Source organism: Halioxenophilus aromaticivorans, assembly GCF_042850945.1.
GTDB lineage: Bacteria > Pseudomonadota > Gammaproteobacteria > Pseudomonadales > Cellvibrionaceae > Halioxenophilus > Halioxenophilus aromaticivorans.
In genome coordinates, this window is record NZ_AP031496.1 from 5,206,228 (window position 1) to 5,229,058 (window position 22,831).

The window sequence follows — 22,831 nt, forward strand, 5'->3', positions numbered from 1 at the left end:
CAACAGAAATCACTTATAATGATCCAATGCATCACAGTTTGTGATACATTGACCAACATAGGATTGGTATGGCCAATTTCCACAATAAATACTGAGCACCCACGCGTGAGGCACACCCATGCGCTACGAACATTTGGATCTAAACCTGCTGGTTGCACTGGACGTAATGCTGGACGAACGAAGCATCACACGCTCTGCGGAGCGGCTGCATATGACGCAATCCGCCGTCAGTGGTGTACTCAAACGGTTGCGTAATTACTTTGACGACGAGCTTTTGGTACAGGTGGGCCGGAGCATGCAGCCCACACCCTTTGCCCTGGAGCTACAAGAGCCCGTGCGCGAGGTAATGCTGAAGATACGCTCCAGTATTGTGACGAAACGCGACTTCGACCCCATCACGAGCAAGCGCCACTTTCGTATTATCAGCGCGGACTTTGCGATCTCGGTGCTTTTAAGCGGGGTGATTCGCGATATTCAGGCGCAAGCACCGGGCCTAACCTTTGAGATCCTAAGCCCCTTTCACCACACCGAGAACACCTTTTCCCGCGGCGAAATTGATTTTCTGTTAATGCCGGAGCGCTATATGGTGAACGACCACCCCTCTTCCCTGCTGTTTACCGAACACCACGTATGCGTGGTGTGTGCCAACAATGGTGAGGTGGGCGAAAAATTGAGCTTAGAAGAATATTTGGCCATGGGGCACGTCAGCGTGGGTTTTGGCAGCTCGCGCCAACTGAGTATCGAAGACTGGTTTATGAAGCAGTACAAGGCCCAACGCCGTATTGAGGTGATCTCCAGCGATTTTAATACACTGCCGCAGTGGATTATGGGCACCAATCGCATTGCCACCATGCACAAGCGCCTGGCGGAGTACTTTGCCCAGTACTTGCCCATTCGGGTGCTACCGACACCGGTAGAACTGCCGGAAATGCGAGAAAACCTGCAGTGGCACAGAGCCATGGACCAAGACCCGCTGCACCGTTGGGTTCGGGAGCGGATTCAAGCGGCGGCGGGGAAATTGAATTGAGAGAGGAAGGAAGGGATTTAATCTAGAATTAGTTAGCCAAATATCAAGCTCGCTAAGCTAACTTGCGACTTCAAAGAGTGTGGTCAATGAATCAAAATCGTTTCGGTCCATAGTCTTACGGTGCAGGTATCCACCGTTATCTAACTTCTGTTTTGTATTATAAAGTTCGCCCACACTCTGCTCCTGATACTAAAATTAAGAACCTCAACTTACTAAGGCAACATTTATTGATCGCCCCGATAACGCAGGCGATCAATCACCAAGCGAAATGCAGAGCTTATCTGGCGCCGGCCCGAATAACACAGATGGAAGCCATCAAAGGGCTCGCACCAATCCTGCAATACACGCTGTAAGCTGCCTTCCCTCAATTGCAGCTCTATTTCAGATTCCAGCACTAAGGTTATGCCATGATGATCCTTGGCTGCTTCTACGCAAAACGTACTATCGCTAAACACTAGCGGCCCATTCACTTTCTTAACGATTTCCGCACCGTCTTTTTCAAACTCCCAGTCGTACACCCCCACACGCGAATGGAAGCGAATGCCTATGCAGGTGTGCTTATCTAAATCGTCTGGGTGCTGGGGTACGCCATTGGCGGCAAAGTACTGGGGCGAGGCCACGGCGGCCATGCGTAGCTTGGGGCCGATTTTTACGGCAATCATATCCGGGCTTACCGCCTCCAGTAGCCGCACCCCTGCATCGTAGCGCTCTTCTACTAAATCGGTAAGCTTACTCTCAACGTTGAGTTCGATTTGTACCTCTGGGTAATCACGTACCAGTTGTGAAATGGCCGGCCATAATAGTGTTCGCGCAGCGGCTTTACTGGTGGCAATACGCACCAATCCACGGGGTGCATCGCCCAGCAAGCGCAGCTCTTCTATGCGCGCGTCAATCTGGCTGAAACCCGGGAGCAGAGCGGCCAGCAGCTTCTCGCCAGCATCCGTGGTGGATACCCGGCGCGAGGTTCGGTTAAGTAATTTGACGCCTATGGATTCCTCGAGCCGACGCATGGCGTGGCTCACCGCCGACTGCGAAACGCCCAATCGCACGCTGGCGCGGGTGAAGTTTGACTCCTCCGCCACCACCAAAAACACGGCCAAATCGCTTAGTTCGTCTCGCTTCATACATGAACCCAATAGGATAAAATGCCAGTTTAGCCGATCTAAACCCAAAGAGTTGGCCCCCATTAATGAGCAAGCTTCATAAGAACGATCAGAAAAGGCCCGTTGCCCATCCGAGCGACTTTGGTTAGCGTAACCCTACCCACACTCTCATTATCACCCGAACACAGGGCCTACACTTGATTGCCGACGATATTGCGATACTTTTTGCGATGTTGCTGTCCAACAAAAACCAAACATTTGCCCCATAACAACTACTCTACTTTTTAGCCTTCTACATACCGAGAACTAGCCATGAAACTCTCCATAAACGGCCAAGCCCGTGACATCGATATTGAACCAGATACCCCGTTGTTGTGGGTATTGCGAGATGAACTGAAACTCAAGGGCACAAAATATGGCTGCGGTGTTGCTCAATGTGGCGCCTGCACTGTACTCGTGGACGGCCGCGCCACCCGCTCCTGCGTACTGCCGGTGAGCGTAGTCGCCAACTCTGAAATCACCACCATTGAAGCCATTGCCGAAGACGCCACGGGCAAGGCCGTGGTGGATGCCTGGGTAGAACACCAGGTGCCCCAGTGTGGCTACTGCCAGTCTGGCCAAGTGATGGCCGCCACCGCGCTACTAAAGCAAAACGCCAAACCCAGCTCGGAGCAGATCGCCACCGCCATGACGAACCTGTGCCGCTGCGGCACCTACAACGCCATTGAAAGCGCCATTGCCGATGTTGCCGGCAGTAACAAGGGGTAAGCCATGACTATTCACGAATCACCCAGCCAAGTAAGCGCTGGCGAAGTTAAAGTTTCCCGCCGCACCTTCCTGGGCGCCTCCGCCGGTGCCTTGGTGCTGTCCGTTGGCCTACCCGGCGCCTTTGCTAAGTTGCAGGCCAAAACCGGCGAGCCCGGCGCCAATGTGGCCGCCTTTTTAGAGATTAAACCCAACAGCCAAGTGCTGTTCCGCAGCCCGTTTATTGAAGGTGGCCAGGGCGTATTTACCGCCATGGCGCAAATCATCGGCGAAGAGCTGGATGTAGCCCCAGACCAGTTTATTGTGGAGGGTGCCCCTGCAGGCCAGGTGTATCAGATCTTAAACGGCATGCGCGTTACCGGCGGTAGTATGTCGGTACGTATGAGCTACGACACCCTGCGCAAACTGGGCGCCAGTGCGCGCTATTTATTGCTGCAAGCCGGCGCTGCCAAATTGGGTGTGCCAGCCGAAGAGCTCACCACCGAGCCCGGTTTTGTGGTGCACAAAAAATCCAAGCAAAAAGCCAGCTATGGCGAGCTAGCCGCCACCGCCAGCGAGTTTAAAGCGCCATCTAAATTAGAGCTGCGCGCGAAAGACGATTTCCGCTGGATTGGCAAATCCGTACCGCGCATCGACGTGCTGGATAAATCCACCGGCAAGGCTGAATTCAGTATCGATACCGAAGTCGACGGCATGCTTTACGCCGCCGTGGTACACGCCCCTCACCTTGGCAAAGAACCCAAAAGCTGGAGCAACGAAGCCGAAGTAAAGGAAATGCCCGGCGTGGATTCCATCCATAAACTGCCCGGCGCCGTGGCTGTGGTGGCCACCAGCTGGTGGCGTGCTCGCAAAGCGGTTGAAGCGCTAAAAGTCACCTGGGAAACCGGCAAAGACAGCCGCTTCCCCATGCCAGAAGCCTTTTCTTCCGCCGAGCGCATTGCCCATTTAAAAACCGTGCAAGAGCCCAAACTCACCGGCGAAAAAACCGGTAACACCACCAAAGCCCTGGCACAAGCTGCCCAGGTGGTAGAGGCCAGTTACGACGCCCCCTACGTTGTCCACGGCCAGCTAGAGCCACCTTCGGCACTGGCGCGCTGGAACGACGACGGCACCCTAGAATTGTGGATTCCCAACCAAGCTCCGGAAATGTTCCAAGCCCACGCCGCCCAGGTGGCCGGCATCGAGGCGGATAAAATTATCATCCACTCGCCATTATTGGGCGGCTTTTTTGGCCGGCACTTTTTATACGATGCCGCCAGCCCCTACCCCCAGGCCATCGCATTATCCAAGACCGTGGGTAAGCCCATTAAATTGTTGTGGAGCCGAGAAGAAGAGTTCCTGCGTGACGCCGTACGCCCGGCTGGTGTAGCCACCTTTAAAGCCGGCCTGGATGAAAACGGCAAGCCCATCGCCCTGGAAGCTGCCAACATCGGTGAAGGTCCTGGCGGCCGTTGGTTTGGTCGTAAAGAGGGTAAAGCTGATGATTCCTTCCTTGAAGGCATACGCGGCAAATCCTACGAGTACAAAAACCATTTGGTGAGCGACATCCGGGTGTTAGACCCAGCACTGATTGGCTTTTGGCGCTCCGTGGGCCACTCCATGAACGATTTCTTCTACGAAAGCTTTTTTGATGAGATGGCCGATGCCGGCAAGCAAGACCCCTACGAATTGCGTTTGGAATTGCTGGCCAATAAACCACGCCAAAAACACCTGTTAGAGCAAGTTGCGGATTTATCCGGCGGCTGGAAGCGCGGCCCCTACACGGCAAAAGACGGCAGCAAGCGTGCCCGCGGTGTGGCCATGGCCTCGCCCTTTGGTACCGAGGTGGCCACCATTGCCGAAGTCTCCATCGATAAAGAAGTGGTTGTGCACGATGTGTGGGTTGCCATCGACCCGGGCAGTATTGTTAACCCGGCGGTGATTAAAGCGCAGGTTGAAGGCGCCGTTGCTCTGGGCACCTCGATTACTTTGGTGGAAGAACTAACCTACGAGAACGGCCAGCCCCACGCCCGTAACTTTGACCGCTACCCCATTTTGAACCGCAGTAAAATGCCTAAGGTTCACGTGCGGATTATTGAGAGCGGTGAAGCCATGGGCGGCATCGGAGAGCCAGGTTTACCGGGTGTACTTCCGGCCATCGTCAATGCCGTTTGTGTATTGCACGGCCAGCGCATTCGCAGCTTACCGCTATCCAAAACTCAGTTTGCGTAACCGCTAACTTACGGTGGCCAGGCTTTTTTGCCAAAACAAAGCTTGGCCACCGGTTTCACTTAATTGGTAACCGGCGAAACCGAATTTTTGATAGGCGCCTTGTGCTATTTCGTTGTTGCTCAATACCTCTAAGGTTATTTTGCAACAGCCCTTTTCCTGGGCGATGTTTTCCACCGCCTGCAACAACGCCTGCCCCACCCCTTGGCCGCGATGGCCATTCGCTACCACCAAATCGTGAATATTAATTAAGGGTTTGGCTTGGAACGTTGAGAAACCCTCAAAGCAGTTGGCCAACCCCACCACGTCATCGCCTTGGTAGGCCAATACGCTGAAGGCGTATGGCAGTTGCGCTAACTTTTCTACCAAGCCTGCCAGAACCGATTCGGCAATGGGCGTACCTCCGCCCATGGGGTCGGTGGCGTAGGCTTGCATCATGATGGGAATATCTTGCTGATGCTTAGGGTTTTGGTAGTCTGCCAAAATAACCGTGGTGGTCATGCCTTTTCCTATCTTTGATTTATCTAAATCTATTTATCTATATCCCAGCCGCAATCAATCGGCGTCTATGAGCTCGGGAGTTTTATTGGTGGCTCCGGATTTAAACGCTTTTACTTTACTTACCGCCAGGCCCACGCTCACTGTGGGCTCATCCAATAATAACTGTATTTCTGGGGTAACCGGCAACTCGGGGTTTAGCCAGGCGTTTACCACGGCGGCATTATTAGGAACAAACAACGGCATAGCCTTTTCGTGGAACTGTGCAAAACGCTCGGTGGCCGGCCGCGTGATTACCGCACAGCAATATTTACCGTTGTCGAATTTACGGTAGAGCGCGCCCAGGAAAAACGCCTGGCTTTGGCCCTCCATTAAATACTGTTGCTTTTTACCCGCCTGTATTTGCGATTCGCCCAAACCCGTTGCCACCACCAAAGCGCGATGTCGTTTCAATGCGCTGCGCCAGTAATTGGAGTCGAGGTTGCGGGCATTAAAAGTAGTGCGCTCGCCCACCAGTAGTTGGTCACCCGCTGCGGTGCAATCAAACCACCAGGTAGCATCCACCGCTTTAGGTTTTCCGTCTTCCACCACAATTAATTTACCAATGGTTTTGTTGGCATCACCGCCAAACGCTGGGTAAAAGTGCTGAATCGATGCACCGCTAGGGGCAAACTCAGACACCAAATCCTCTAGCCCCACGGAAATCAGTAGAGCTTGCACGTAGGCGTTATCGGTTACCCTGCGAATATAACCACACACTGATACACCTCCTTTTATTTTCTAAACTTTGCGTTTGATATCAATTGGTTACACAGTTTTGCCTGCGTAATAAGCGCCATTTGTCAGCCGAGAGAAGATTTACGCGCCTAAGCCGGTTTGTTATATTCAACGCCTGTTCCCAATCTTTTGGTCATAGGCGTGGCCATAGGGCAGCAAGTCACTCTAAGCACAGGACGGCGTACCATGTCAGCATCTAAACCCTACGCACCGCGTAGCCGAGAAGCATTAGAAAAGCTCATTGTTGACTTGCGCCATATGGAGTCGATTTTAACCGTAGAAATTACTCTCAGCGCGCGCCGCTTTGACTACACCCGCGAGCAAGAGCTGCGCACCAAAAAACTGAACGTGCAAATCTCCATACTTGAAGCCCGTGCCGAGCTAGAGCAACTCAATAAAAAAACGCCACATCTGCGCTTGGTAAAATAGTACCGTGCCAAGCCCGCCCGCTTGGTTGATTTATCTCCCCTCGCTGGTTACTCTCGCTGAGCCTATCGCCATATGAGCCCGCCATGAGCACCAGTAGATCCAGCCCCGGTTCAAATCAAGAACGTTCCAAACCCAGCATTACGGACCAGGGGTATCGTCTATTGACCGGCTATTGTAGCGCCGATCAGCTAGCCGCCCTAAAAACCGAGGCCGAAGCTTTAATAGAGCGCCACTATACACCGGCCAACCTAGCCGCTCACAGCGTTTACCCCTCGGATTCCACCGACACCCGGGTAAGCCACGCCATGATGATTGCCGAGGGCCAGAGCGAGCTACCCCAGGTAGACCACCAGGGCTGCCCTGCGGTGCATAAATTACTGCAACGGCACAACCAATTGCTGGCGGAGTTCACCGGCCAACAAGTTGCCCCAAGCGCGCGCTGCATGTTGAATTACCAAAATTACTTCGCCGGCAGTAAGCCTGTGGGCGAGCATTTTGATGGCGAATACATACGCACCCAACGCGCCTCGGATGGCATAGAGTTCAGCTTGATAGAGGGCATCTTACCGCGCTACGTTGCGGTGTTGGTTATCGCTAACGAAAACAACGGCAAGGGCACCGAGCTTGTCGACAACGCCACCGGTGCGGTGTACAAACCCACCATGCACCCGGGCGATTTACTCATCTTTGATAACATTCGCCTACGCCACCGTGTGCCCACCATGGAAAAGCCCCGCATAACCCTGGGGCTGCGCAACTTTGACCACCTGGCCGTGCACTTTGCCGCCGATGAGCAAAGCTTTATTGGCGACGATTACAGCCCAATTGCTGAGGGGTGGGTGTCCACATCCGTTAACTGTAACAAACGCTTTGCCGACTTTATGCAGCAACAGTGGCCGGCCATGAAAGAAGACTACTCGCACTATTTTTAAACCATGCCAAAAACCCCCAACGAGCCCAGCCCGCACCTGCCCACTCCTACCCATTGGCAGATTGACCACTGGCCTCGGCAAGCCATCATTGATGGCGGTTTGGTTGCCGGTAGTAACCCGTTCAGCGTAGTTAACCCCGCCAACGGCCAGCCCCTGGCCCAGGTGCACGACTACACCGATGCCCAATTTACCCAGGCCATCGACAGCGCTCACCAGGCCTGGCAAAGCTGGCAACACACACCGCCCAGAGAGCGCCATCAGTTGCTATTGCAGTGGGCCGAGCAACTCAGCCAACACCACACAGGCCTTAGCCAACTGCTGTGTTTGGAAAACGGCAAACCTCTGGCACAGGCCGAGGGCGAAATTCAGCACTGTATTACCATGCTGCGCTGGTACGCCGAGGAAACCCGGCGACTGACCGGTGAGGTTTTACCCAAGCACAACAGCAACCTGCAGCACTTTACCCAGCGGCAACCCCTGGGCGTGGTGGCAGCCATTACGCCGTGGAATTTCCCTGCCGCCGCCGTGATTGTTAAAGCCGGCGCCGCCATTGCTGCCGGCTGCACTTGTATTGTTAAGCCCTCGGAACACACACCACTCATCGCACTGGCGTTAGCCAGCCTGGCGGTAGATGCCGGCCTGCCCGCTGGGGTATTGAATGCCGTACCGGCCAGCGAGCCAAAGCACTTTGGCCAGATACTGTGCACTAGCCCGAAAATTGCCATGGTGTCGTTCACCGGCTCCACCGCCGTGGGCCGCCAGCTATACCAGCAGTGTGGCCCCAGCCTAAAACGTCTGGCGCTGGAGCTGGGCGGTAACGCACCTTTTTTGGTGTTTGATGACTGCGATATTGAACGTACAGTGGCAGCGCTGGTGTCCGCGCGCTTTTATAACTCCGGCCAAATTTGCGTGGGCGCCAATCGCATTTTGGTGCAAGCCAGCATCGCCCAGCGGTTTACTCAGGCCCTTGCCCGCGCCGCCCAAGCACTGACTGTTGCCCCAGGCCATGCACCGGGTTGCGATATCGGCCCGTTGATCAACCAAACTGCAAAAACGCGCCTTATCGCCCTACTGCAAGACGCCATTGCCCAAGGCGCCCAATTACATTGCGGCGACCTAGCGCAACTGAGTGCTAACGACAGCCTATTAATGCCGCCTTTTGTGTTGAGCCACATGCAAACCACCATGGCGGCCTACCAAGCCGAACTGTTTGGGCCCGTGGCTTGCTTGTACACCTTTAACGATGAAGCCGATGCAATCAACCTAGCCAACGATACCCAAGCCGGTTTGGCGGCCTACGTGTACAGCGGCAGCTATCCGCGCTTACTGCGGGTTAGCGAGCAACTGCAAGCTGGCAGTGTGGGGGCCAACAGCTGTGAGTTGTTTTCTGAGGATGTACCCTTTGGCGGCATTAAAAGCTCCGGCTTTGGCAAAGAGCAAGGCCTGCACTGCTTGCACGAATTCACCTACTTAAAATCGGTGGCCCTGGGCTTGTAAGTACAGCCAACCTAACCCCGACTAACACCCAGAACAAAGGTACCACCCGTGACGGCCATCACCTGCCAGCAAGCCTGGCGTAACATGACACAGCAAAGCCAAAGCCAGAGCCTGCGTAATTACACCCAACGCCTTGCCATGGACGATTATCTGGTAGAGACCGAGCTCTTCCCCAAGGCCGTGTTAGAAGCCTACACCGCCTGGAATTTAGAGCTGCCGCTAAGCGACGAACAAACTCAATTCTTTAATGCTGAGCGGGGCGGCGGCCAGGGCGATTATCGCAGTGGCATGCGCAACAAAATTGCCAATGTGGTGGATTGTCTGAGCCGCTTTCCGCAGTCCAAACGCGCGATCATTACCATCAGCAATAACCCAAGCCCTTGCCACACCAGCGACGACGATGCCAAATGCCTGCGTGAGCTGCACTTTTACATTGAAGACAACAAGCTCAACGCCAGCTGCCTGTTCCGCGCCCAGGCGGCGTTGATTTTCCCTAAAAATATTCATTTTATCGGCGCCCTAATGGCAGAGATCGCGCAGTCTCTGGCCATACCCGTTGGCACTCTTTTTTACTGCGCCACCATTTTAGTTTCCGACCGCAGCTAGTTTTGCTAAGAGAATCTTTGTGACCACACTTATTTGTTTAATCGGTATTGCTGTCATTCTTTTGTTTGCCTTTGCGGTTTCTAATAATCGCCGAGCCATAAACCGCCGTACCGTGGGCTGGGCCTTTGCCATTCAGTTTTTAATCGGCGCGTTTGCGCTTTACATCCCCCAGGGCAAAAGTATTCTCAACGCCATTTCCAGCGGAGTATCCAGCGTTATTGGGGTCCTAGGGATTTTGCCCCCAAATACTGCAAAAACCGCTGAAGTCCCCGTATTTACTGGCCTCCAAGCCACTATTAATTTTAATTTAGCTCAAGTTTCAGTATCTTCTTCGGCCTTTGGGTCAAAGAATGAGCAGAAACAAGCGACTATCGATTCTCACTGCCGCTGAAATCGAGGATTTATACGGCGTCCCGTCCTTCAACGAATCGTATCAGCGGTTTTACTTCACATTGAATGATAAAGAGCGTGCTGAGCTGGCCAGAATAAGGCAACGCAAGTATCGCTGTATCGCCATCGCATTGTTGGGCTACTTCAAATGCAAGCCCATCTTGCTCAATCCGACATTTAAATCCATGCGGGATGACCTGGAATTTATTGCGCAAAATCACTTCGATGGCCTGAAATTTCGGCGCTTCAGTCTGAAATCTGATCAAAAGTCCCGCATTTATGAGCGGATTTTTTCCATGATCGATTATGAAAATTGGAAAGATCCTGAGCATCAACCCCGGCTTGTTGAACACTTACTGGTCTGCGCTGAAAGCTGGGTCGCGGCGCGTGCTCTCTTTGATGCTGCCATTGAGTTCCTGGCTCACCAGAAAATCGCCATTCCTGCCTATAGCACCCTGCAGAAGATCGTCAGCCAGGTGGTTAACCAGCATCAGCAGCGACTGCATGAGAAGATCGGTGCCGCGTGTAGCCCAAAATTGACGGCTATACTAAATACACTGGTATCCGGTAATGACCAGCTTACGTTAACACAATTGCGCGGCAGCGCGCGCAATTTCACCGGTACCGAGTTGCAGAAAGAACTTGCAGTGTATCACCACATTCAACCGCTGATGGCAGAGGTGACCGCTGTCCTCGACTCGCTTTCTCTGTCTCAAAAAAATCAGCAGCACTATGCCGAACGGATTCACTATTACGGCGCCAAAATAAAACGTCAGTCGCCTGAGAATCAGTGCCTATATCTGCTTTGCTACCTACAGTTTCGATACCAAGAGGGGCTGGAACGGATGGCCGAAGGGTTCATTCATCACGTTCGACAGGTCAAGCAACGAGCGCATCAGCTGGCGCAGGACCGAGTTTATCGGGATTGGCAAAAGGCGGCTACCAATGTGAGTAAAGCTGCGGAAATCTTGCGTCTGTTCGTTGATGATCGTATCGATCCCAATACGTCATTCCACTCTGTACAGAAACAAGCATTCCAGGTTCTCAATGCTAGTGAGCTGAGCTCCGTCTGCCGGTATCTCGGCAATCAGAAGCAGTCGGCGGATGAGGCGTTCTGGCAACACCTGGATACAGAATCTACGTTGAGAACCGGCCTGTTACGATCACTCTTTTGTTGTCTTCGCATTGATGGCACCGATAAAACACAACGGTTGGCAGCGGTCTTGAGTCAAGCTCGACAGGAGCTGGCAGCCGGCAATATGCTCGGGGATGTCAGTATTGACAGGCGTCTTCCACCCAAAGCCACGCGACCACTCTTGTTGAAATCTGACGGCGGCATAGACAAGGCTAGATATGAATGGTTCTTGTATTTGCAGATTCCCAGCCGCCTAAACGGCCAGTTAGTGCTGCCAGAAGTCATACGGTATCGTGCACTGGACGACGATCTGGTAAAACCACAGACTTGGAAAAATCAGAAGCAGGCCTTGGTCGAGGGTACGAAGCAGCCCAAAATTACTGAGGATCCAAAGCAACTGATCCCGCGCATGACGGATCAGTTGGCCACTCGGCTACACGAGGTCAGTGACTACCTGGAACGCCTGGACAACAGGGATATCATTCTGCGCCCGAAGGGGGGTAAACACCTTTGGCGCTTACCGACTGCCGGCAAAAAACATCTGGTGAACAACCCGTTCTTCCAGCAAATGAGGGCAATCGGAGTCGCCGATGTCTTGCGCGTGGTGGATCAGGATACCGGATTTATTGACGACTTTGAGCACGTGCTGGGCATGACCTCCAAAAGCCGCCAGTATGAAGTGGACTTGCTGGCGATCCTGATCGCTAATGCCACAAACCAGGGCATCTATGGTATCGCCCAGATCTCCGACCGCACCTACGATCAGCTGAGTACGATCCAGGCGAACTACCTTCGACTGGAAACACTGAATGCCGCAAATGACCGCATCAACAACGCCACTACGCGACTGAGCATTTTTAATCACTACAATATCCAGGATGACAACCTGCATGCCAGCGCCGATGGCCAAAAGTTCGAAGCTAAGCGCGAGACATTCCGTACCCGGTATTCCTCAAAATACTTCGGCACCAGCAAAGGGGTCTCGGCTATCAGCCTGAACGCCAATCATATGGCAATCAATGCCCGGGTGATCGGCGCTAACGAACATGAATCCCATTACATCTTTGATCTTCTGATGAATAACAGTACTGAGATCATTCCAGATACGCTCTCCACGGATACCCACGGGGTAAACCACGTCAATTTTGCCTTGCTCGATCTGTTTGGATACCGGTTCGCCCCCCGATATGCTCAGGTAGGCAGGGTCATCAATGAGATGTTCAATATCTCCGAGGACGAGAATCAGCGCTTGAAACTCGCGTTGCGTAAACCGATTAATACACAGATCATCATGGAGTACTGGGACACCATCCAGCGAATTGCCGTCTCACTGGCTCACCGGAAAACCACCCAAGCCACATTGGTCCGGAAACTCTCAGGCTACAAGCAAAACCACCCTCTACTGAAAGCGCTGACTGAATATAACCGACTGTTGAAGGCCCAATATCTGCTGGATTACATCGATGACGCCAGCCTTAGAAACCACGTGCAACGAGCCTTGAATCGGGGAGAAGCTTATCACCAGTTGCGCCGGGCAATCAGCAACGTGAACAGCGACCGGTTCCGGGGAAATAGCGACGAGGAGATACAAATCTGGAACGAAAGCGCCCGGTTGGTAGCAAATGCCATTATCTACTTCAACTCGAAAGTACTCAGCAACCTGCTGGACAGCTTCGAGGAGCAGGGCAGCGAAAAATACATGGAAACCGTAAAGGGCGCATCACCTGTCGCGTGGGAGAATATCAACTTCCGGGGTACGTATACGTTCGCGCCGACGGGAGAACTTCCGAAACTGGATGATTTAATGGCGCCAATTGAGGGGTATCGGCCGAAAGGTGAAAGTTGATGCCTCTCTACAGGCCAGTAAACATGGGCGCTTCAGAGGCTTTTGCAGTATTTGGAGGCAAAATCCCTAGGACCCCAACAGGGCTGGCTCGTGCGCTGCCCTTTGGGGCCTCCAGTTGTTGTCCTGCCAAGGCTGTCAAAATGTGGCTGGAAAACGCAGACATCGTCAGTGGTCCGCTTTTCCGGCCGGTAAATCGCTGGGATCAGGTTCAGGCAAAACCCCTGAATCCGGGCGCTATTAATGATCTCCTGAAAGTGCTGGGCGATGCTTGCCAGTTCGACTTTGTACCGGACCTGAGTAGCCACAGTTTTCGGCGTGGTTTATCCACTTCGGCGGCACGGGAGCGAGTCGATTTTGAGCTGATCAAGAAACAAGGGGGTTGGAAAAATGACGCCACGGTTTGGGAATATATCGAGGAAGGCCAACAGCTTTCGAACAATGCTTCGTTGGTATTGATGGAAAAACTGGACGTTCTGATTGATAAGGATGGATAAAAAGATCGGTATGATAAGTTCTCGACCTGGAGCCAACTGGCTATGGTCATGCGCATCCGCTCATGATCCTGTGTTCGGCGTTGGAGCTGAGTACTGCTATTTGTCGATCAGTCTCCAGGCGGTAGTTCTCCGTTGCGCCACTTAGTAGGCGTAACTCCTGTACTTCGTTTAAACAAACGGATAAAAAAACTGACATTTTCATATCCAACTTCATAGGCAATCGCTTTAACATCCATTTCTCTGGATATAAGCAATTTCTTTGCCTTATCGACCCTTGCCTTTTGAATATACTGATTAATCGATATCCCAGTTGCAGCCTGAAACCGTCTTTTTAGATTTCGATCACTGAAGTTAAACGACTGCGCTAATGCCTGAATCGTTATGGGCAAAGAATAGTTGCCTTCTATCCAGTCTTGCACCTGGATAATGGCTTCGTCACGATGATTGCGATGCCCAGGAAGTATGGGTTTGAGTTTGTAAGGATCGGAGACAAGCAAATGGGCTGCGCATAACTGTGAAAATCGATCACCCTTAGCAGCAGCGACATATTCCAACAGTGCGTCAAAGCAGCCGTCCAAGGAGCCCGACGTATAAATCCGGTCATGGCATAGGTAAGATCCATGAGCACCAAAACTCACGTGCGGAAACAGCTCTTCGAGGTGCCTGACGTATGCCCAGTGCGTTGCTATCAGCCTATCGTTCACCCGACCTGTCGCGGCAAGAAAACAGACGGCCGTAGTCATGGCTAATACAGAGCTGCCTTTTTCAATCCTTTTATTCAGCCACGGTATTAAGTTAGACGTTTTCCATTGTCCTGATAACAGTGCGGGGCCTTCCATTGGGGGAATCACTACCAAATCATAATCAGCCTCCGTGTCTAGCTTCTTGTCAGGAGCGATATCAATGCCGCTGGCACTTATAGCCGAGCTGCCAGTGAGGGATAAGATCTCCGTAGTGAAAGTCGGCTCCATGCCCAAGTGGCGTTCTAGCAGATACACTATCCTGAAGAAATCCTTCGCGGAGCAGACGCTCATTGCCCAGCAACCATCATAAGCGATTATCGCAATTTTAGTCATAAATTAATTCTGGCCCGATCAGACTATCAATTATCCTAAACGAGTATATTGTCACTGAGCGTCCACCAATACAATAACAAGGGTCGATTGTGGTCGTTTTTGAGAGATAAATATTCATGAATTCATTAGCTTATATTCAGCGAGACGCATATGCGGCTAACCTAGGCGTAGAATGCATCGAAAGCAGCTTTGAAAATACAGTTTGTCGATTGGTTATTCAGAATAACCACTTGAACGGCCTCGGTACTACACACGGTGCTGTCATTTTTTCGCTAGCCGATATCGCGTTTGCATGTGCCTGCAATGCTTCGGAGCAAACATTTGTGGGCGTGCAAACCGAAATTCGATATATGCGTAAAGCCCAAGGCAACGAACTAATTGCCTATGCTATGCTGGTTTCTGCGTCCAAGCGCTTTGCGCACTATCAGGTAACGGTCAAAGACGGACAGGACAATCAGATCGCCTTGTTTACTGGGACTGCCTGCCTCCTACAATCCTGAGAGCCACAGCGCAATGAGCGTCTTCCACCGAAGAAAACCCGTACATCCCTTTTCTCGCCGAATAGACGACACTACAACATGACTTTAGTAATCGAAAAGCAGTTTTTTGTTGGTCATCCTAGCGGAAAGCTGTTTGCCAAACGGTGGCTTCCCACTGATGTTGATAACACGGATTTGGCTCCCATTCTGCTTTTTCACGATTCTCTGGGATGCGTTGATTTATGGCGAGACTTTCCCCAGACGATCGCACGTGCAACCGGAAGAGTGGTGATAGCGTACGATCGTTTGGGCTTTGGTAAATCAGATTCTTTCTCAGGTCTGCTGGCTTCCGATTTTGTCTTTTCTGAGGCGTCGGTTGGGTTTGCATCGGTATGCCAACACTTCAATATAAAAAAGGTTGTGTGTTTTGGGCACAGCGTGGGTGGTGGAATGGCGGTTGCCTGTGCAGCAGCCTACCCCGAGATTTGTAACGGTGTCATCACTGAATCGGCGCAAGCGTTCGTGGAAGACAGAACACTGGAAGGCATCAGAACTGCTAAAGAAGGCTTTCGAGATATCAACCAGCTTCAACGCCTATCCAAGTACCACGGTGACAAGGCTAAATGGGTGTTGAATGCCTGGACGGAAACTTGGCTTTCAGAGAACTTTCGAAATTTCTCCCTGAACGAGGTATTACCTAAGGTAAAGTGTCCTGTGTTAGCGATCCATGGAGATTTGGATGAATATGGTTCGGTTTTACATCCACAAATAATTTCAGAGCGCTGTTCGGCACCTTCCACGATGAAAATCATTGCTAACTCCGGACATGTACCTCATAGAGAAAAGCAGGCTGAAGTTATCAATACGGTTGTGTCATTTCTGGCGGGATGAAATTGCTCGTGGTCTACTTTGTGGTATAACACTAACAATCTATGCAGACTTCCACTTTCAGTTGGGTGAGCCTGTTTCTCATGCACGAGTTACCGCAATCAGTGTTTTTTAAACAGCGCATCATAAAATGGCTCTCGTACTTGAATTAACAGTGCCGGTTTCGGCGGTTGAGTGATGAGACCTTGGCGTTCGTAATTGCAGATGGTTTGGACATTGACGCCTGCGGCCTTAGCCAGTTGACCGATGGAGTAATTTGACGTCATGACCATAGGGCTCCCAGAGGTACCGCATAAAGGTGGTCGCCAAAGGCTGTCGTATGATCGCCGTCATAAAGCAGAATACCGATCTTGAAACGATCACCGGCCACGGATTGAAACCGTTTCAACCCGGTAAAATCCTTCGCACTTAAGGTCGCTGCCGCCTTCACCTCGATGGCGAAGCAGTCACCCATGGCATTTTCGATGATCACGTCAACCTCCACTTTGTCTTTATCCCGGTAGTGGTAAAAGCTCAGTGGTTCGTCCACCCAAACCGCTTGTTTGCGCAATTCGTTATAAACAAAGGACTCCAACAGCAGACCAAAATCCCCCGGTTGTTTGAGTAGTCGGTCACGGTTGAGGCCGCGCACTGCGCACATTAGGCCAGTATCGACGGAATGCAGTTTGGGTGTCTTCACCAGCCGTTTATATTCGTTGGAATGCCAGGCGGGCAATTGCTCCACCAGAAACAATTGCTCCAACAGTGCCATGTATTTTTTGATGGTCAGCCGATCCAGCCCCAGTTTGCCCCCCAATTCGGTGAGATTGACTAGTTTACCGGCGTAAAAGGCGGTGAGCTTGAGCAACCTTCCCATTAAATCCGGATGATCGATGTGGGTCAGATCGCGAATATCCCGTTGCACCAGGGTGCTCAGGTATTGCTGATACCAGGCTTGTGAACGCCGTTCACTGCTGCGCTGTAGTGGCTCAGGAAAACAACCGGTGACCAAACGGTTCAGAATGTGCTCTCTAACGCGGATGGACTGGGTTGAAGGTGCTTGCTGGCTCAACAGCTTAGAGAGAAATGTCGGTTGCTGCCCCTGGATCTCACACTCCGAGAGCGTCATCAAGCGCACCGATTCCATCCGGCCAGCCAGAGAGTCGGAGAGCCTCGGCAGTAACAAGGCGTTGGCGGAGCCCGTCAGCAGAAAACGACCCGGCGTGCGCTGTTCATCCACTGCCTGCTTGATGGATACGAAAAGCTCCGGCAGGCGTTGCACTTCGTCGAGGGCAATGCGGGTGGGTGGCAGGTTGCGAATGAAGCCCACAGGATCGGCCTGGGCAATCTCAAATTGGGCCTGGTCATCCAGGGTGATGTAGGTCCATTGTTCGGCCCCCATTTCATCCATCAAGGTCTTCACCAGCGTGGTTTTACCGGTCTGACGGGGCCCCATGATGAAGACGACGGGCGTGTCGCTCAGCGCTTCTTTCACGTGGAGTTCAGAATAACGAGGGTACATAAACGGGCTTCCGGCTAAACAGGAGTTGTATTTCGGCTACCTGTTATTCTATTATCGTCCAATCGTTATTACAATGCCGTCCAAATGTAAGAAAGACAGTATCCACTGTCGGCATCATAAAAGCACAAATAAAAACAACGCTATAGGAGTAGTTGGCGTGACCACAAACCGATGAGGCGCTCATGACAGCCAAAGAGCAGTTTTTGACCAACCAACAACGCTACCAGCCGCTGATATTGCCGCAACGCTTTTCCGACGAGGAAATGGTTCGCGACTGGACCCTGAATCGACGCGACTGCCAGATGGTTAACAAATACCGCAAACAGTACCGCTTGGGCGTTGCCATCCAGCTCTGTGCCATGCGCCTCTATGGCCGCTTTCTGAACCAGCTTAGCGATCTCTCGTCCCGCGTGGTCAGCTACCTCAGCAGCCAACTCGATTTACCGCCAGCCCTCACTGTGGAAGTGCCCGAACGGGAAGCAACCTTATTGGAACACCGCAATAACATCCTCAAATACCTGGGATTCAAGCGTTTTGATGACAAGGTGGAGGCCGATCTAGATCGCTGGGTCGAAGCCCAGGCACGCCAGGGGCTACTGCCGGATGAACTCTTTCATCGGGCAGAGCGCTACCTGTTGTTGAATCGGATTGTGTTACCGGGGCCCACCACCATCGAACGACAAATCGTTCGCATCTGCAACCAGGTCCATGCTCAGCTCTTTGAGCAAGTGTTTGAACAGATGTCGCCTGAATTGCGAGAGGCTATCGATGATCTGCTGCAAACCTCTGGCGTCAATCAACGAACCTATTTCAATCAGCTCAAGGAATATCCACCCGCCGCCAAAATTTCATCGTTGAAGCGCTACCTGGAGCGCTACGATAATCTGGTGGCTACCGGTATTAATGCATTTGAAGAAAAGCTCATTGATACCGCCTTTCTTCACTACCTGTATCGCTTGACTAAGCGTTATAGCGCCAAGGACATGAAACGCTTCAAGGATCATAAGCGCTATGCCCTGATGGTGTGTTTTCTGTTGGAATCCAGAAAGATATTGCTTGATCACCTGGTTAAAATGCACGATCAGTATATGACGGAGCTGTGTCGGCAAACCAAAAACAGTCACGACAAGAAGCATAAGGAATTTCGTAAACGGCAAAAGAAAGCAATTGATGCCGTGCTGGAAACCACCAATGTGCTGCTGGAATGGCCCGATGAACAGCCTTTATACAAGCAGGATTTATGGCAGCGTATCGACCAGAAACACCTACTGGTTTCCATTGACGATTTGCGCATCTTCAAGCGCCTGGAAGAGCGTGGCTACTGTGATTTGCTATTGACCCGTTATCCCAGTTTACGAAAGTATTTTGCCGACTTTATCCGCTTACCGTTTGAGGTCGCGAAAGGCTCCGGACCATTGATCAAAGCTATCCAGATTGTCCAGCAATTGGATAATGGTGATCTCAAAAAGCTACCGGAAACGACACCGATAGCCTTCATTCCTCGCGAATTACGTCGCAGCCTCAAAGATCAAGGTGGCAGCATCAATCGCAATGTGTGGGAAATGGGGCTGGCATTGGCGATGAAAGATGCCTTGCGCTCCGGCGATCTCTATTTGCCGCAAAGCAAGCAACATGTTTCGTTCTGGGATCTGACCTTAAACGAGCCCAACTGGGACGAAACAAGGCAAACCGTCTATACCGAACTGCAACAACCACCTCCGCACGAAGTTCGCGCCGTCATTTCAGCACAGTTCCACGAATCCGTATCTGAAGCAAAAAAACGCTTTGGTTTGGATAATTTCGCCGAGATCAACAATGGTCGGCTGAAACTAAAGCGTGATGATAAGCTGGAGGTGCCGGATAAAGTCAGCCGACTGCAAAAAGTGATTGATGCGCACATGCCGACCATTCGCATCGAACAGCTTCTCATGGAAGTAGATCAAATGACGCACTACAGTCGTCACTTTGTTCCCATTCAGCACCATCAATCACGCCCAAAAGCCTTCTATAAAAGCCTGATGGCTGCCATTATTTCACAAGCCACCAACCTGGGCGTGGTGTCGATGAGCGCCAGTGTAAAGGGTGTGACCGTCGATATGCTCAGGCACATCCTGCAATACTATATTCGCGAGGAAACCCTCATCGACGCCAGCGCCGAAATCGTGAATCAGCACCATGAACTGCCACTCAGTGCCGCTCATGGCAGCGGCACCTTGTCCTCATCGGATGCGCAGCGATTTAAGATTCGGGCTGACAGCTTGCTGGCGTCTTATTATCCCCGCTACTACGGCTATTATGAAAAGGCGATCGGGATCTATACCCACGTGTCCGATCAATATTCCGTATTCAGCACCAAGATCATTTCCTGTAGCCCCCGCGAAGCGCTGTATGTGCTGGATGGATTACTGGAAAACAACACTGTCCTGAAAATCCGTGAACATACCACCGACACCCATGGATATACGGAAATCGTGTTCGCTCTCTGCCAACTGCTCGGCTTCTACTTTATGCCGCGGATTCGGGATTTAAAGGATCAACAACTCTACCGTATCGACAAATCCGTCGATTACGGCGACCTCAACCATTTGCTCACCAAAACTGCTGATCTGGCCATCGTTGAGGAGCAATGGGAGTACATGATGCGAGTGGCCATTTCCTTGAAACAGAAAACGGCACCAGCGCATGTGATCGTTCAGCGATTGACCAATAGCTCACCATCGGATCGCCTCACTAAAGCCTTCACGAATCTCGGACGGATCATCAAGACTGAATACATTCTGCGCTACCTGACGGATCAGGAATTGCGTCGAACCGTCCAGCGGCAATTGAATAAAGGAGAATACCGGCACAAGCTGCCGCGCTGGATCTTTTTTGCCGACCAGGGTGAGTTCACTACCGGTGATTATGAGGAAATCATGAATAAGGCCTCCAGTCTTAGTTTTGTGTCGAACGCCATACTGTACTGGAACACAATCAAGATAAATGACATTGTGGAACAGCTCCGGCAGCAGGGGGAGGACATCGATGACAAGACCCTGTCCCATATCTCGCTATTGCCCTACAAACATGTGCTACCCAATGGCACGTACTTTATTGAGGATGAAAAGGAGAAGAGGTAAATCAGCAGAAACCTACGGTTACGACGTGGTCTCGCGATTCAAAACCGTAGGTTTTCGTTCAAATGCCCCCGCTGGTCCATGTTGCGCTTGAGCTTGCAAACCAGGACAGAATTTACGAACGCAGCCTGTTTGTCATTACCGCTTTGAAAACGCTGTTTTTACGTATTTCAGAGCTCTCTGAACGCCCAAACTGGACGCCTGTGATGAGCCATTTTTGGCAGGATTCTGACGGCAACTGGTGGCTGAAGATATTTGGCAAAGGTCGAAAACTTCGAGACATCACAGTACCAAACAGCTTTATCGATTATCTCAAAAGATACCGTCAATTTCGTGGTTTAAGCCCTCTACCATCTTCAGGTGAAAATCATCCTATTGTCGAAAAAATCCGTGGCCAAGGCGGGATGACTTCCAGACAACTTATTCGAATTGTTCAACAAGTTTTTGATTTGGCCTACGATAAAATGAAGGAAGCCGAAGGCGAAGACAATGCACGAAAGCTGCGAGAAGCTTCGTCGCACTGGCTTAGACACACCGGCGCGAGTATGGAAGTTGAACGCGGTCGCGCACTAAAGGATCTGTCCGAAGACCTGGGGCACTCTAGTATGGCGACGACCGATACCATCTACGTACAAACCGAGAATCGTGTTCGTGCTGAAAGCGGGAAAAGCAGGAATGTGAAATAGTGACTTGCTGCTCTCAAGCTCTGTAGGCTATTTGCTCTTATTGCTGGCCACCTCGGGCGCTTCGCAGATTCCATTACTGTTTTACGACAGGAGGAACTCATATCCAGTCAACACGTATATTAGCCAATCCGCCCACGCAATTCAAAGCCCACCGCAATTGATCCCATCTCATTCCAAACTACTGCGCTTAGGCCATATATAAAAAACCTGTCAATTCGCTACCGCCGAAACGATTCTAACCCAGGCGCTAGCCGTCTTTGGAGACGAGAACACCCAAATGAATACAGGCTACTTTTTTCCGAGTACCATTCGTTCTAAAATTGTATGAAATATTTTTTAGAAGTATGGCTAGGCCACAGTTTTGCGGACTAAAAAATAAGCAGAAAAATAGGTTATGCACACAAATGGTGCATATTTTGGATCATACAATCCAAAATATGCACAAGAATGGGGCGATTTGCGGGTGCTAGAAGAAAAGCCGACAACAGAGTGTTATCAGACGCTTTCGAGCGCGTACGATTATTTTAACAGTGCCTTGTTTGCTGGGCAATTGCCTGATGTCATCATCACATTCCACCGGCAGCGCAAAGTGATGGGCTATGCATCCATTGGCCGGTGGGTCAATGAAAAACGCCAATATGTGGATGAACTAGCCGTCAACCCTGAATACTTCGCAAAATACCCACTTATTGAGATCTGCCAAACCTTATGTCACGAGATGGCTCACATCTGGCAGGCTCACTATGGCTCACCCGGACGAAGGGGTTACCATAACGCCCAGTGGGCCAAAAAAATGGTGCAAATAGGACTGATCCCTTCATCCACTGGCAAACCTGGAGGACAGAATACAGGGGAATGGATGATGGACTATGTCCTGCTAGAAGGCCCATTTCACGAGGCCTGTAAAGAGCTTCTCAAAAAGGGTTATCGTCTGCCCTGGGTTGACCGCTACCCTGTATACCGCCTGGAGCTACCTATTACCGCCTATGATGATAAAGGCTCCGAATACGAACTGACCGAGAATTTAAATCCCAGACCCGCTGCGGCAGTCGCAGCCATGCGAGCAGAGCGCGACGCTTCGATAGTTATGACTGAGCCGTCATTAAGCGAACGGGCATTTAGTAGTGAGCATGAAGAGGTTAACCAGTTCTATGACGACGACAATCTCAGCGAATTAATCACTTCAAAGCCAAAACCGCGATCAGGGCGCATTAAGTACGCGTGCAAGACATGCCATATCCAGCTTTGGGGCAAGCCTGGGTTGAACGTAGTCTGTGGAGACTGCAACAAAAAACTGAGTGAGGTGATTTAGAGCTTGGGATAGGGGCTTTCAGGAAGGATAATAACACTCCCTTCCATAGGATAACATTAGGAGTGT

At 51.5% G+C, this 22,831-nt stretch carries 21 protein-coding genes; 15 read left to right on the forward strand and 6 right to left on the reverse strand.

All coding sequences use genetic code 11. The features are described 5' to 3' along the window. Window positions 1-118: 118 nt before the first annotated feature. Window positions 119-1,027 carry a LysR family transcriptional regulator gene (locus tag ACGHM3_RS22145; RefSeq protein WP_345421902.1) on the forward strand — a complete coding sequence of 303 codons (909 nt, stop codon included), beginning with the start codon at window positions 119-121 and terminating at the stop codon, window positions 1,025-1,027. 224 nt (window positions 1,028-1,251) lie between these two features. On the opposite strand, the gene ACGHM3_RS22150 is transcribed toward ACGHM3_RS22145, so the two are convergent. Beyond that, a complete protein-coding gene (locus ACGHM3_RS22150) occupies window positions 1,252-2,151 on the reverse strand; it encodes a LysR family transcriptional regulator (protein ID WP_345421905.1) in 900 nt (299 codons plus the stop codon). Between the two features lie 291 nt (window positions 2,152-2,442). Here ACGHM3_RS22150 and ACGHM3_RS22155 point away from each other — a divergent pair, with 291 nt between their 5' ends. Next, window positions 2,443-2,898, forward strand: coding sequence for a (2Fe-2S)-binding protein (locus ACGHM3_RS22155; RefSeq protein WP_345421908.1), 456 nt, complete (start codon window positions 2,443-2,445; stop codon window positions 2,896-2,898). Between the two features lie 3 nt (window positions 2,899-2,901). Next, complete coding sequence (locus tag ACGHM3_RS22160; protein WP_345421911.1) at window positions 2,902-5,106, forward strand: xanthine dehydrogenase family protein molybdopterin-binding subunit; 2,205 nt, start codon at window positions 2,902-2,904, stop codon at window positions 5,104-5,106. A 3-nt stretch (window positions 5,107-5,109) separates the two neighbouring features. On the opposite strand, the gene ACGHM3_RS22165 is transcribed toward ACGHM3_RS22160, so the two are convergent. Both ACGHM3_RS22165 and ACGHM3_RS22170 read right to left on the reverse strand, forming a co-directional pair. After that, on the reverse strand, window positions 5,110-5,604 hold the full coding sequence (locus ACGHM3_RS22165; RefSeq protein WP_345421915.1) for a GNAT family N-acetyltransferase: 495 nt from the start codon (window positions 5,602-5,604) through the stop codon (window positions 5,110-5,112). A gap of 54 nt (window positions 5,605-5,658) precedes the next feature. Next, window positions 5,659-6,360, reverse strand: coding sequence for an SOS response-associated peptidase family protein (locus ACGHM3_RS22170; RefSeq protein WP_345421918.1), 702 nt, complete (start codon window positions 6,358-6,360; stop codon window positions 5,659-5,661). Between the two features lie 204 nt (window positions 6,361-6,564). Here ACGHM3_RS22170 and ACGHM3_RS22175 point away from each other — a divergent pair, with 204 nt between their 5' ends. The 7 genes from ACGHM3_RS22175 to ACGHM3_RS22205 all read left to right on the forward strand — a co-directional run bounded on the left by ACGHM3_RS22175 (window position 6,565) and on the right by ACGHM3_RS22205 (window position 13,707). Continuing rightward, window positions 6,565-6,807 carry a hypothetical protein gene (locus ACGHM3_RS22175; protein WP_345421921.1) on the forward strand — a complete coding sequence of 81 codons (243 nt, stop codon included), beginning with the start codon at window positions 6,565-6,567 and terminating at the stop codon, window positions 6,805-6,807. Window positions 6,808-6,890: 83 nt separating this feature from the next. Further along, on the forward strand, window positions 6,891-7,739 hold the full coding sequence (locus ACGHM3_RS22180) for a hypothetical protein (RefSeq protein ID WP_345421923.1): 849 nt from the start codon (window positions 6,891-6,893) through the stop codon (window positions 7,737-7,739). A gap of 3 nt (window positions 7,740-7,742) precedes the next feature. After that, complete coding sequence (locus ACGHM3_RS22185; protein WP_345421926.1) at window positions 7,743-9,236, forward strand: NAD-dependent succinate-semialdehyde dehydrogenase; 1,494 nt, start codon at window positions 7,743-7,745, stop codon at window positions 9,234-9,236. Between the two features lie 48 nt (window positions 9,237-9,284). Then, a complete protein-coding gene (locus ACGHM3_RS22190) occupies window positions 9,285-9,842 on the forward strand; it encodes a hypothetical protein (RefSeq protein ID WP_345421929.1) in 558 nt (185 codons plus the stop codon). A 19-nt stretch (window positions 9,843-9,861) separates the two neighbouring features. Then, window positions 9,862-10,233 (forward strand): Na+ dependent nucleoside transporter N-terminal domain-containing protein, encoded by a 372-nt coding sequence (locus ACGHM3_RS22195; RefSeq protein WP_390517676.1) that lies wholly within the window; start codon window positions 9,862-9,864, stop codon window positions 10,231-10,233. Then, on the forward strand, window positions 10,193-13,213 hold the full coding sequence (locus tag ACGHM3_RS22200; RefSeq protein ID WP_008250625.1) for a Tn3 family transposase: 3,021 nt from the start codon (window positions 10,193-10,195) through the stop codon (window positions 13,211-13,213). Before ACGHM3_RS22195 ends, ACGHM3_RS22200 begins: the two co-directional genes overlap by 41 nt. 23 nt (window positions 13,214-13,236) lie before the next feature. Next, window positions 13,237-13,707, forward strand: a complete 471-nt coding sequence (locus ACGHM3_RS22205) for a tyrosine-type recombinase/integrase (protein ID WP_345426536.1) — start codon at window positions 13,237-13,239, stop codon at window positions 13,705-13,707. 107 nt (window positions 13,708-13,814) lie between these two features. Here the strand turns inward: ACGHM3_RS22205 and ACGHM3_RS22210 are convergent, their stop codons facing one another. Beyond that, the gene (locus ACGHM3_RS22210; RefSeq protein ID WP_345426538.1) at window positions 13,815-14,783 is read right to left on the reverse strand and encodes a helix-turn-helix domain-containing protein; all 969 of its coding nucleotides are present in this window, start codon (window positions 14,781-14,783) and stop codon (window positions 13,815-13,817) included. Window positions 14,784-14,899: 116 nt separating this feature from the next. On the opposite strand from ACGHM3_RS22210, the gene ACGHM3_RS22215 reads away from it, so the two are divergent. Together ACGHM3_RS22215 and ACGHM3_RS22220 are read left to right on the forward strand one after the other, a co-directional pair. Further along, the gene (locus ACGHM3_RS22215) at window positions 14,900-15,283 is read left to right on the forward strand and encodes a PaaI family thioesterase (protein WP_345426540.1); all 384 of its coding nucleotides are present in this window, start codon (window positions 14,900-14,902) and stop codon (window positions 15,281-15,283) included. A 78-nt stretch (window positions 15,284-15,361) separates the two neighbouring features. Further along, the gene (locus ACGHM3_RS22220) at window positions 15,362-16,153 is read left to right on the forward strand and encodes an alpha/beta hydrolase (RefSeq protein ID WP_345426542.1); all 792 of its coding nucleotides are present in this window, start codon (window positions 15,362-15,364) and stop codon (window positions 16,151-16,153) included. A gap of 98 nt (window positions 16,154-16,251) precedes the next feature. Here the strand turns inward: ACGHM3_RS22220 and ACGHM3_RS22225 are convergent, their stop codons facing one another. Both ACGHM3_RS22225 and ACGHM3_RS22230 read right to left on the reverse strand, forming a co-directional pair. Continuing rightward, window positions 16,252-16,416: a MerR family DNA-binding transcriptional regulator gene (locus tag ACGHM3_RS22225; RefSeq protein WP_345426544.1), complete on the reverse strand. Its 165-nt coding sequence runs from the start codon at window positions 16,414-16,416 to the stop codon at window positions 16,252-16,254. Next, on the reverse strand, window positions 16,413-17,624 hold the full coding sequence (locus ACGHM3_RS22230; protein WP_345426546.1) for an ATP-binding protein: 1,212 nt from the start codon (window positions 17,622-17,624) through the stop codon (window positions 16,413-16,415). Before ACGHM3_RS22230 ends, ACGHM3_RS22225 begins: the two co-directional genes overlap by 4 nt. 209 nt (window positions 17,625-17,833) lie before the next feature. On the opposite strand from ACGHM3_RS22230, the gene ACGHM3_RS22235 reads away from it, so the two are divergent. The 3 genes from ACGHM3_RS22235 to ACGHM3_RS22245 all read left to right on the forward strand — a co-directional run bounded on the left by ACGHM3_RS22235 (window position 17,834) and on the right by ACGHM3_RS22245 (window position 22,765). Then, window positions 17,834-20,770, forward strand: a complete 2,937-nt coding sequence (locus ACGHM3_RS22235) for a Tn3 family transposase (protein ID WP_345426548.1) — start codon at window positions 17,834-17,836, stop codon at window positions 20,768-20,770. A gap of 62 nt (window positions 20,771-20,832) precedes the next feature. Further along, entirely contained in the window at window positions 20,833-21,453 is a 621-nt protein-coding gene (locus tag ACGHM3_RS22240; protein WP_390517680.1) for a tyrosine-type recombinase/integrase, read from the forward strand. A gap of 394 nt (window positions 21,454-21,847) precedes the next feature. Further along, window positions 21,848-22,765 (forward strand): SprT-like domain-containing protein, encoded by a 918-nt coding sequence (locus ACGHM3_RS22245; RefSeq protein ID WP_345426550.1) that lies wholly within the window; start codon window positions 21,848-21,850, stop codon window positions 22,763-22,765. Window positions 22,766-22,831 lie beyond the last annotated feature (66 nt).